Source organism: Flammeovirgaceae bacterium SG7u.111, from assembly GCA_034044135.1.
GTDB lineage: Bacteria > Bacteroidota > Bacteroidia > Cytophagales > Flammeovirgaceae.
Genome location: CP139021.1, coordinates 1,376,770 through 1,388,502, shown reverse-complemented (window position 1 = coordinate 1,388,502; position 11,733 = coordinate 1,376,770). Strand labels below are relative to the sequence as shown.

The 11,733-nt window shown below is 38.3% G+C and carries 7 protein-coding genes; 1 reads left to right on the top strand and 6 read right to left on the bottom strand.

Annotation, left to right across the window (positions count from 1 at the left end; genetic code table 11):
• Positions 1-173 precede the first annotated feature (173 nt).
• The 6 genes from R9C00_05445 to R9C00_05420 all read right to left on the bottom strand — a co-directional run bounded on the left by R9C00_05445 (position 174) and on the right by R9C00_05420 (position 11,011).
• On the bottom strand, positions 174-3,674 hold the full coding sequence (locus R9C00_05445) for a two-component regulator propeller domain-containing protein (protein WPO36885.1): 3,501 nt from the start codon (positions 3,672-3,674) through the stop codon (positions 174-176).
• Positions 3,675-4,158: 484 nt separating this feature from the next.
• Positions 4,159-5,289, bottom strand: a complete 1,131-nt coding sequence (locus R9C00_05440) for a glycosyltransferase family 4 protein (GenBank protein ID WPO36884.1) — start codon at positions 5,287-5,289, stop codon at positions 4,159-4,161.
• A gap of 56 nt (positions 5,290-5,345) precedes the next feature.
• Entirely contained in the window at positions 5,346-8,576 is a 3,231-nt protein-coding gene (locus tag R9C00_05435; GenBank protein WPO36883.1) for a PAS domain S-box protein, read from the bottom strand.
• 264 nt (positions 8,577-8,840) lie between these two features.
• Complete coding sequence (locus tag R9C00_05430; protein WPO36882.1) at positions 8,841-9,986, bottom strand: cystathionine gamma-synthase; 1,146 nt, start codon at positions 9,984-9,986, stop codon at positions 8,841-8,843.
• 66 nt (positions 9,987-10,052) lie between these two features.
• Positions 10,053-10,448: a VOC family protein gene (locus tag R9C00_05425; GenBank protein ID WPO36881.1), complete on the bottom strand. Its 396-nt coding sequence runs from the start codon at positions 10,446-10,448 to the stop codon at positions 10,053-10,055.
• 95 nt (positions 10,449-10,543) lie between these two features.
• Positions 10,544-11,011, bottom strand: a complete 468-nt coding sequence (locus R9C00_05420; GenBank protein WPO36880.1) for a hypothetical protein — start codon at positions 11,009-11,011, stop codon at positions 10,544-10,546.
• Positions 11,012-11,123: 112 nt separating this feature from the next.
• Here R9C00_05420 and R9C00_05415 point away from each other — a divergent pair, with 112 nt between their 5' ends.
• Complete coding sequence (locus tag R9C00_05415; GenBank protein WPO36879.1) at positions 11,124-11,504, top strand: DUF423 domain-containing protein; 381 nt, start codon at positions 11,124-11,126, stop codon at positions 11,502-11,504.
• Positions 11,505-11,733 lie beyond the last annotated feature (229 nt).

Sequence of the window (11,733 nt, the reverse complement as noted above, 5' to 3'; positions counted from 1 at the left end):
TTAACCAGAGGTTAACTGGTAACAAAAAAAACATTGTTATTAGGTTTATAAAAAAATCACACTTTTTTTTTAATTCTTGCAACGAGCTGGTTGATAATTTCACATATCGCTGTAAAAATTGGTATTGCTTATTTTTGATACTAAACAAGGCACAAAACAAAAAATACCCCTTTTCATATCTTTGTATTATCATTCTTAAATGGCAGAGTGATGATGATGGTTGTTCCTTCTCCCACTTTACTGTCTACTTGGAAACTGCCATTGTGTTCTTCAACAATTCCTAGTGCACTAGATAAGCCCATACCAGTGCCCGAGCCTACTTCCTTTGTCGTAAAAAATGGATCAAAAACTTTCTTTAGGTTTTCAGGAGGAATGCCTATCCCCGAATCTTTCACTTTGATGATGGCATTTGCCCCTTGCTCCTGCAAAGAGATAAATATACTGCCTTCTCCATCTATTGATTGTGCTGCATTCACCAAAATATTCATCAACACTTGATTGATCTGCCCTGGAGAGCATTCTACCATGGGCACTTTTTCATAATTCCGAAATACCTCTATCTTATTTTCTAATAAGTGGTTTATGAGCAAAAGTGTATTATCTATTGCCTCTTCAAGGTCAAAAGCAATAAAGGTTTGAATATCTAGTCGACTAAACGACCTGAGTCCTTTTACTATCTCCGCAGTCCGGTTTACACCTGTATCAATATGCTGCGTTACTTTCTCAGCCTTGTCCATCATCATATCGAACTTCAGCTCCTTCTTGTATTGCTCTATTTCCAACAACTTCTCATCTGCATTGCTTACATTTACTTGGGCATATAACTCAGAAACCTTTGTAAACTGGGAAATAATCAACTGCAAGCCATGTATACTCGATTTTATGAAATTGATAGGGTTATTGATTTCGTGGGCAATGCCTGCGGTGAGCAAACCCAATGAAGCCATTTTTTCCGATTGCACCAGTTTCGATTGAGCCAGTTTTAATTTATGAAGTGTAGTAAGTAATTCTTCATTTTGAACTGCCAACTCTTCCTGCTGCATCTGAAGCTCTTCTTGCTGCGATTGAAGCTCCTCATTTTGCGAAGAAATCTCACCATTTTTCTCCAGCAATTCAACAGTTCTTTCTTGCACTTTTTCCTCTAAAAACCTATTTCTTCTTTCATAATAATGGATCCGAAGCTTATAAAAAACGAATAGACTAACAACACAAAGAATAACCGACAAGTACCTGAACCACAAAGACTCCCACCAAGGGGCGAGTACTATAATACTTAGTGTTCGTCCTTCCCCCAGTTGCTTTCCATTGCAATCCAATGCCTGAACCTCAAAGGTGTATTTCCCTTGGTCAAGATTGGAAAAAGTAGCTTTCCGCTCTCGTCCAGCTAACAGCCAGTTTTCGTCAGAAAAGCCCAATAACCTGTACCTGTATTCTACCTTGTCAGGATCTGAATAATTAAGCGAAGCATAACAAATGCTAAAAAGTGATTGCTCATAAGTAAGCACTGCTTTTTCCACATAATTAACGTGGGCTGAAAGAGGCTTACCTTCTCCTATTTCTACTGGTTTGTTAAACACCTCAAAGCTGGTAAAAATAAGAGGGAAATCGTCCTCATAGCTTTTCAAACTATCGGGATTGAAGATATTAAACCCATTATTCCCCCCAAAAATCAATTCCCCAGTAGGCAGCTTAAGAGATGCCTTTCTGCTAAACTCTAAACCTTGAAGCCCCTCCTCAATTCTATATTTTTTTAAATACTTGGTGGATAGGTCATAACTATAAAGTCCATTATTAGTCCCTAACCAAACCTGACCTCCTGCATCTAGTTCAATAGAGTTCACATAAATTGGCGGCAGGCCTGAAATATTATCAAACCGAACAACTTTATTGTTATTAGTATCATATTTAAAGAAACCTTCTTGGTATCCAATCCACAAGTTGCCTTCATCATCTAACTTCATACTCTGGATAGCCTCTGGTTTTTCCTTATTCGAAACTATAGTTGAAACTTCCATCGTTTCAAGATTTACCTGTTGAAAAAGCCCGTCACCCGTACCCGTATATAAATATCCATCATAATGCTTCATCGTCCACAAAAGCTCGGCTTTTAACCCAGAAGAGGCGGGTACAAAATACTCAAAAATACCCTTTTCCACATCAAACTTATTGAGCCCACCACCGTATGTCGCTAGCCATAAAAAACCCTTTTCATCTTCTACTATAGCCAGTATATCATTACTATTTGGTGAGTTGGGCGTCCCTTTATTCTTATAATGAGTAAAAGTGCCAGTGCTAGGGTCAAACCTATCAAAACCAGCTGCCCAAAAGCCTATCCATATCCTTCCTTTACTATCCTCTAAAATCGTCTTGATTTTATTGCTTCCTATTGAGGTTGGGTCTTGCGGGTTGTGCATAAACCGCTTAAAAGTTTTCTTTTCGAGGTCAAAAATATTGAGCCCACCGCCGTCGGTCCCGACAAGTACATCCCCTCTTTGATCATATACAAAAGCGCTAACTTTATCGTAAGAAAGTGAATTGGCATCGGAGGTATTAAAAAAATGCTCAAAATTGCTAAACCTTTTATCAAAAACATTTAAGCCTGTGAAAAGAGTGCCCACCCAAACTCTATTAGAGTTATCCTGATAAATACATTTTATTATATCTGAACTTAGCCCCTTTTTATTGAACTTAAAGCTTGTATAATTATAAAATCCCCCTTCTTCGTCATAAATGGAAATACCATTATCCGTCCCTAGCCAAATAGCGCCGGTAACATCTTCAGCGATATACCAGACCTGATTATTTGAAATGCTATTCCCCTTTTCTTGAGAATGCTTGAAATGTTTTGTTTTCCCATCCTGATCTAGCACATAAACACCATCGGACCAAGTTCCTAGCCAAAGCCTTTTCTTTGAATCCAAGTGAAGACTTACAAGGTTTTCTTCCCCTGGGTTTTCAGTACTTAATAGTACCCGTTCATTTTCCCCATTTTCCGGATTATAGTAATTCAGCCCATTTCCTGAGGTCGCAACCCACATATTCCCCTTATCATCTTCTACAAATTGGCTTGCCCTATAATTATTTATATTTCCTGACCGAGTAAAGCCCGGCCGTAAAGTTCTAATAACTTTTTGTGTAGAAGGATCTATCAATAGAATTCCATTTTTGGATGTTTCTGCCCAAATAACACCCTTCGAATCCATATACAGATCATCGATATAATTGGAGGAAATACTGGTAGAATCTCCTGCCTTATGAACCAACCTTTTGAACTTATTGGTTCTTTTATCCAAAATGGAAATACCACCACCCCAGCTAGATATCCACAGGTTTCCAGCCTTATCCTCTAGAATGTTCTTAACATCATTGTTGGCTATACTGGTCGAATCGGAGGGATCATGCTTGTAGTGGACAAAAGTGTACCCATTGTATTTATTCAAGCCATTTTGGGTAGAAATCCAAATCAATCCATCAGAGTCTTGAAACACTTTCCAAACGGAATTATGAGAAAGCCCATCTTCGACAGTTAAGTGCTTGAATATAAGATTAGGTTTTTGGGAAAAACAGGCAGAATAAACAAAAAAAACCAGACAGGCTAATACAGCCTTAATCAACAGTTTATATTTTAATAAGCTACCAAAAAATTGTTGTTTGGAAATAAAACAATAAAGCATAACTGCCTATATTTAGTAGGACGTCCAATATAAGATGTCTCACTAAATATAGTAAAAATATCAAAAGGCAGAAACCTTAACTTGTTATAAAACCAAACACGACCTTAACCCCAACAACTTATAAGCAAGCTGTTGGGGTTATTGTCCATTCCATAGAATAACCAACCTCAACCGTGGCTACATCGTTTCTTTGGGACTTCCCCATATGATTCTCTCTAAAAACAATAAATATAATTTGTTACAGTCGCTAGACATGATCGACACTTGCAATAACCTGATCATCTATAAATTATCTTTGTTACCGTCAGGTAACGCTATATTAATATCTTGTAAACAATTTCGTTTCTGTTCTAGTCATTCAGTTTATTGAACCATTATTTCATTTGCAACTTCAATTCAGCATTGAGTCCTTACAACTCCAGAGTATGCTATATTATCATGCCCAAGTGATAAGAGATATATTCGGGTGATATAGGTAAAATTACTAGAATTTGTGTAAAATCCATTTAACCACTCGGTTAGCTATATTTCCCAGATAGTAATGTTCATAAAAAGAAGCAGGAGTGGCATGAGCAGTTTTTATCGCCACCTTTAGCTGCTCAACAAACTTATTCCAATCATTATCGGGAGCAAGCATCAACATATTTTTACAAGCTGTTGTATTAACACCTAATGCGCCTGTCTCAGTCGAAACTACCAACGTGCCAACAGCTAATGCATCTATCAATTTTGTTTTCACCCCACCTCCGCTCAAAACAGGATTGAGCACTACGTCGGCGGCCATTATCATCGCATCAATATCGTCTACAAAGCCCAAATAACTAATGTGGCTTTTACCCAAAAGCTCTTTGTAGCGCTCAGGTAATCCTTTCCCACAAATGATAACATGAAACGGCAACTCTTTGTCCTCTACTAATAGAGGCAATATTTTGGTAAGAATACATTCAAGTGCCTCAATATTAGGTTGGTAGCTCATTAACCCATAAAACAAAAACACTGAAGTTCCTTCTTCTAAATCAAGGTTTTGAAAAAGTTCTTTCCTAGTATTAGTACGAGTATTTATTACTTCCAAAGGAGGTTCTCTCAGCTCTATCCCATACTCAGCTATGCTGCATTTTTCAGGCTTAAGCCCCATATGAGGTATGGCAAATGCCCTATCTTCCTCGGTAATAAATAAGACACCGTCGGCTTTTCTCATCACATATTTTTCCAACTCTGCCAGTATCCACCACCACCATTTACCTATAGTTTTGAAGCGCTGGCCTTCTATATTATGAGAATGGATAATCAGTTTTTTCCCCGACTGCTTGGCTAGTAGCAGCCCTAGCAACCCCCAAAAAGGCTGATCCAAAATAACCACATCTGCACTTTGTGCAAGACCACGGAGCTTTGCAAGCACTCGCCAATCAAAATACCTCCATTTATCAGGTCTTAGCCAAGGCTTAAAATCGATAAATGGAGAAACCGGAGTTCCACTATCGGCAGAGGTAACCAAAGTAACCTTATGCTGCTGAACGAAGTGCTCTAACAAGCCTGCGGTTTTCTTTTGCCCACCAGACTGAACGGGGTATAAGGGGAAAGGAACAATACTTAAGATACAAAGTTGCTTGGGCATTAGAAAAGCGATCGGACTACAAAGAAATAAAAATACGAAGCAAAGGAACGTAAAACTTAGGTAGAAACGGGAATATAAATAGAAAAAACAGTGCCTTTTCCATCAGATTTCTGTACTTCAATCCGTCCCCTGTGCTCCTGAATTATTCCATAACTAATAGCAAGTCCTAGCCCCGTTCCCTTGCCCACGGGTTTTGTAGTAAAAAAAGGTTCAAATATCTTATTCCTAATTTCATCTGGAATTCCATTTCCCGAATCTTCTATGCTCACAACCAACTCAGAAGGACTTTTGTCTGGAACTACACTTGTAGTAATAGTTATTTTACCTTCCTTGTCTATGGCTTGTATGGCATTGCTCAAAAGGTTCATAAAAACTTGGCTGAGCTTCCCAGGGTAGCAAAATACTGGTGGCAAATCGGAAAACAATTTAGATACTTTGATACGGCTTTTGTATTGGTGATGCAAAATCACCAGAGCCGATTCTATCATCTCATTCACATCGGCTTTTTGGAACTCACCTTCGTCTGCTCTAGAAAACACCCTTAGGCTTTTAATAATCGCCGTAGTACGACGCACCCCAGAACGCATATTGGAAGTAATCTTCTCTAAACTGCTCAGCAAAATATGATATCGTATTTTTATTTTAAGTTGCTCAATTTCCACCAACTTTTCCTGATAATTTTCATCATCAATACCATCATAAGCAACCACTAGTTTCTTTAAACTTTGTAACACGACCTCAAGTCCTTCCAAAGCTGAGCTTATAAAGTTCACAGGGTTGTTTATTTCATGGGCAATTCCTGCGGTCAACACTCCAAGCGAAGCCATTTTCTCGGATTGTACCAACTGCGACTGTGTTTCTTTTAACTTAAGCATAGCCTCTTCCAGATATTCTTTTTGTTCATAAAGATTATTGTTGGCAGCTATAATTTCCTCATTAGTTTGGGTAAGCTCTTCATTGAGCACATGAATTTCCCTTGTTCTATCATCAACTAACTTTTCAAGGTTATTCTTATGGTTTGTAAGCTCTTTTTCTATTTCTTTTAACCGAGTGATATCATCGTAAGTACCCAACACGCCTATTAGCACACCTTCCGAATCGTGCAAAGGGACTTTACTTGTTAGTAACCAGCTCTTTTTCCCATCAGGCCTTTCTTGTACTTCTTCAAAACCCAACTTAGGCTTTTCAGAAGAGACCACTAATTTATCATCCTTTCTAAAAGAATATGCATTTTCTTTCCAATCTAAATCAAAGTCAGTTTTCCCTACTATGGTATCCCCTTCTTGCAGACCAGCATCTTCAAAAAACACCTTATTGCAGCCTAAGTAAACAGAGTTTTTATTTTTCCAAAATACCCTTACTGGAATAGTATCTAGTATTTTCTGAAGCATATACTGTGACTCGTTTAGTTCTCTCTCATTTTTTTTTCGCTCCGTAACATCATTAAAAATAATAACAAAATCACCATTAATTACTTCAAAAGAAATTAATGAGTTTCTCACTTTTCTATCTTTGGAAACAATCTCAACTTCCATAGGGTCGACAAAGCCATGCTCAGTATAATAGGCTACAGAATTATCCCATTCTTTCATGATTATGCTTCTATAAATGGGATCGGGGTAAGCCATTTCAAACCAATCAGAAACATGCTCAAAGTCCTCTAACTCATACCCATACTGTTTAGTAAACTGTTTATTGAAATAAGTAATCCCCCCTTCTCTACTCACAATCCCCACGCCAACAGGCAAGTTTTCCATGGCATTTCGGACATATCTCAACTCAGCCTCAAGCTCTCTTTCATGCTTTTTAGTTTCTGAAATATCCCTAATACTGAGTAAAACTTGATTTCCACCTGCTACTTCTTGAATACTTACCCCTACCTCTGTTTCGAAAACCACATCTCCTACCTTAAACTCCTGCTCTATTCTAAGCTTATCATAACCTGACACTTGCCCTATTCTATCCAACAATTCGCCTCCTTTCCCCTCTGGAATAAAGTTTTGAATATGCTGATTTAGAAAAAACGTCCCTTTTACACCAAAAAAGTCCAAGGCTTTCGAATTATGATTAACAATGATAAAATCTTCTAATATGAGAGTTGCATCACTGACCTTCTCAAATAGGATTTTATACCAACTCTCGCTTTTTTTAAGACCTTCTTCAAATTTTTTCTTTTCATGGATATCTAGAAACATTACCAAATCAGCCTGTTTGCCATTATAAGAAACTCCTTTTGACCAAAGCTCTATCCATCTTACTTCTCCCGATTTATGAACAAATTTGAGTTCATAGTGAGTTACCACCTCCTCTTCTCCTTTTATTTTTTTGTTATACTGACTAATTACAAACTCCCTGTAATCATCGTGCACCCTCTCAAAAACTCCACCTGGCTTCCATTCCTGGATTTCAGATTTTTCATACCCAGTAATTCTACAAAATGAATCGTTGAAATAGACCATTTTTTGGTCTTGCACAAGAAAAACCGACATCAAGCCTTGCTCTGAGAGTAACCTAAACATCTCTTCACTTTCCTTTAGCTCTTGCTGGGAGCGCTTAAGCTCCGATATATCCTTGACGGTAGCAATAAAGCTAACTGGCTTGCCTTTGGCGTCAAATACAGGCGCAGGACTTACCAATACGGGAAAACGCTCTCCACTTTTCTTTTTAAAAACAAGCTCATAAGTAGAAACCTCTCCAGAAGTAGCTTTTTCGAAAGCGGATTTGATATTTTCCAGCTCTTCTTCAGGCCAATACGGGTAGGGAGGCATTGTCCCTAAAATCTCCTCCAATTCAAACCCTATTTGTTTGAGAAAAGAGGCATTAACTATCCCGTGGCTAAAATCAGCATTTACCACAGATAGCCCATCTTGCAAAGACCGAAATATATTTTGGGAATATTCCCTTTCTTGTTTCAAGGCTAATTTATCCTTCTCACTTTCGTTCACATCTATTGCCAATCCCTCTATACGAACCTCATCTTTCTTTTGAATCTTTTTCAGGTAATGTTTTGTGTATATAAAAGAGGAATCGGTATGTTGCATCCTCAAAAGGACTTTTAACTCTTTCTTAGTATCATCATCGAAAAACTGTTGGAAAATTTGGCGATCTTCCTTATGAACAAAACCAAAAAAACCACTCTTTTCAGTCTTGAAATCAGCTTCGCTAAAACCTAAAATACCGCTTACAGAATTGCTTATGTAGTGTACGGTTGGAAACCGAAAACCCAACTGGTAGGCGAAAACGGATGTATTATCGAACAAGCTCTCTAGTTCTAATTTATCTGACATAGTAGATTTGTCAAGTTGATCATGACTTCAGAAAGGTATAGCATAGAAATATACTAAAAAGAACCTTTACAGATCATACTGTTTTTTTAACATACTCTAAAGTAAAAAATGCTTTTGGAGCATTTTCTAACTTATTTCCCTTGTAAAATAAGGCTTTTTTATCAATCCTCCATTCTTTAGGATGTTTCAGATAAAAAAGAACAGTATATTGGAACGGTTAGCACATAAAAAAATCCCTTCTCGTGAAAGAAGGGATTTAATTTTCTAAGCATTTTCAATTGCTTGTTTTAAATCATCGACCAAGTCTTGCGAATCCTCTACGCCGACACTCAGCCTTATGAGCGAATCGCTCAGACCTGCTTTTAGTCGTTCTTCCCTAGGAATACTCGCATGGGTCATGCTTGCCGGATGCCCACAAAGCGACTCGACCCCGCCCAGCGATTCGGCTAAGGAAAATAATTCAAAATTTTCTAGAGTTTTTATCGCTTTTTCCACACTATCGTCCTTCAAGGTAAACGAAACCATCCCTCCAAATCCGTACATCTGCTTTTGGGCAACGTCGTGCCCTGAATGACTTTCCAAGCCTGGGTAGTAAACTTTCCCCACCAACGGGTGTTCATCCAAAAACTTGGCTACAGCCATTCCGTTTTCACAGTGCTGCCTCATGCGCAAGTGCAAGGTTTTTATTCCCCTCAATACCAAAAAACTATCTTGAGGCCCTGGCACCGCACCACATGAATTTTGTAAGAAAGCTAAATCTTCTTTGAGTTTTTCATCGCGAACAACTATTGCCCCCATCACCACATCGGAATGCCCACTGAGATACTTCGTAACCGAATGCATCACTATATCAGCGCCCAAGTCCAGAGGAGTCTGCAAATAAGGAGTAGCGAAAGTATTATCCACAGTAAGTAAAACACCCCTTTCCTTCGTGATTTTTGCCACAGCAGCTATATCAATGATATTCATAAGAGGATTGGTAGGAGTCTCTAACCAAACCATCTTTGTGTTTTCATTGAGGTAGTTTTCTAGGTTTTGCGCATCGGCCAAAGGAATAAAATGAAACTTTATACCATATGGTTGAAATACCTTTGTGAACAAGCGATAAGTTCCTCCATACAAATCATTCGTCGCCACAACCTCATCACCAGGTTTTAACAGCTTCATGAGGGTATCCGTAGCAGCAAGCCCCGAGGCAAAGCAAAGCCCAAAATTCCCGTTTTCTAGTGCCGCAATACTCTCTTGTAGCGCATCTCTGGTCGGGTTGTGTGTTCTAGCATATTCGTAGCCCTTGTGCTTTCCTGGCGAAGACTGAATGAATGTGCTTGTTTGATAAATAGGAGTCATAATAGCCCCTGTAGTAGGATCTGGCTTTACGCCAGCATGAACTGCTTTTGTTCCAAATTTCATGTGTTATCTGTTTTATATAATTGTCTTTTTTTAAAATTCTCTGCCAAAAGTAAAACTAGACTGTCATCAAATTGCCATGATTTCCAGCCTATTTTTCTCTGGGTCAAGTACAACACTCTCATAGAAACCATCGCCTGTATGTCTTGGTTCACCGGCTATGGTAAAACCATCTTCCCGTAGAGTTTCTGTGAGTTTATCTACCGCAGCTTGACTTTCCACCTCAAAGGCAAAATGAGTAATCCCCTGTACCTCTTGTTTCTGATTAGGATCTGGAGGAATTATTCCTCTATTCATCAACTCCAACCTCGCCCCTGAGCTAAAACTCACAAAATAGGAGCGAAAATCTTTTTTTTCGTTGAAATACATCTCCCCTACTCTCCCTCCAAAGTATTTCACATAAAAGTCTTTCGTCTTCTCCAAATCTTCCACCCAAATGGCAATATGTTCTATGCTAAATTTCATGCGCTCAATGTCAGCAAAAAAGATTTACAAACAAAAAAAATCGGTTACCAATTAAATGGTAACCGATCAAGATTTTCTTATTGTAAACGTTTCTGCTAGTTCTTTGCCGCAGCTTCTGGCTCGTCGTAAAACCGTTGAATTACTTTATAAGAGTATTTTTCAGGATCCCATTCTGGATTGAACTCCTTCATATTTTCTATCGACTTTTTTTCCGCAGCTTCGTACGATTCGCAACCTATGGCTACTCCATAAACTACCATTAATACAGGTTTTTTGTTAGGTTCTACTTTACTTGGAAAAACACTTCTGATAATCAATCCATGCCCTTTGCTTTCGGTAGAAGCATATTTTTGAATATTCTCCATTTGGTAGCCTTGAGCCGCTATCCTGCTTTTTGCCGTATCTTCGGCAACTTCTACAGAAGGCATCCCATATACAAAAACATAGTCTCCTTTGCCAGTTTCTACATCTTTATACACATAAACCGCAGACTGCCCATTGGCAAAATGCCCCAACAAAAATGATAAAAATATCAGATTAATAAACTGGAAAACTTTATTCATAATTTGAGTAATTTTATCGCTTAATAAGCGAGTTGCTTACATAGTAAACAGTTAGCACCCACATTGGGTATTTATCGAATGTAAGTTCGTTAGTATCAACAGGCTACAAAACATGAAAAAAACCACCCTTTCTTTAGGAGCGATCTTTAGTGCTTTTGCAGTAGGAATAGGCGCTTTTGGCGCTCATAGCCTCAAACCACTATTAGAAGCCACCCAGCGAACAGAAACTTTTGAAACAGCGGTAAAATATCATTTTTACCACGCCCTAGGTTTATTATTCATTGGTATTCTTATGTTACATTTTACTTCAAAACTTTTAAATGTTGCGGCTTATCTGATGATTGCAGGCATCTTGATTTTTTCAGGCTCTCTCTATCTACTTTGCCTTACCAATATTGGAATATTAGGAGCAATTACGCCCATAGGCGGCTTGTGTTTTATTACTGCTTGGCTAGTAATAGTGAGAGCGGTTTTGAAACAGCCGCATTTGTAGGGTCAGTTTTTAAGGATTCATTGCGAGTTCCAAAGGGCGTTAGTAGAAATAATAAAGAATGTAGCCCTTGGGTGTTATTTTGAATTATTGCTCAAAGATAATCACATCTTTTGTTCCCGAACAAAAGACACTTGTTAATTTTCTTTATCGCTCTGCCTTTCGATATAAATACAAGTCTAAATGGCTAAAAAAAAGCAGAATACCTAGCTTAAAAGCAACTTTCAATCAG

Excerpts from the sequence above, each read along its gene's own strand:
- R9C00_05445 (WPO36885.1), bottom strand. The coding sequence starts at position 3,674 with ATGCTTTATTGTTTTATTTCCAAACAACAATTTTTTGGTAGCTTATTA.
- R9C00_05440 (WPO36884.1), bottom strand. The coding sequence starts at position 5,289 with ATGCCCAAGCAACTTTGTATCTTAAGTATTGTTCCTTTCCCCTTATAC.
- R9C00_05435 (WPO36883.1), bottom strand. The coding sequence starts at position 8,576 with ATGTCAGATAAATTAGAACTAGAGAGCTTGTTCGATAATACATCCGTT.
- R9C00_05430 (WPO36882.1), bottom strand. The coding sequence starts at position 9,986 with ATGAAATTTGGAACAAAAGCAGTTCATGCTGGCGTAAAGCCAGATCCT.
- R9C00_05425 (WPO36881.1), bottom strand. The coding sequence starts at position 10,448 with ATGAAATTTAGCATAGAACATATTGCCATTTGGGTGGAAGATTTGGAG.
- R9C00_05420 (WPO36880.1), bottom strand. The coding sequence starts at position 11,011 with ATGAATAAAGTTTTCCAGTTTATTAATCTGATATTTTTATCATTTTTG.
- R9C00_05415 (WPO36879.1), top strand. The coding sequence starts at position 11,124 with ATGAAAAAAACCACCCTTTCTTTAGGAGCGATCTTTAGTGCTTTTGCA.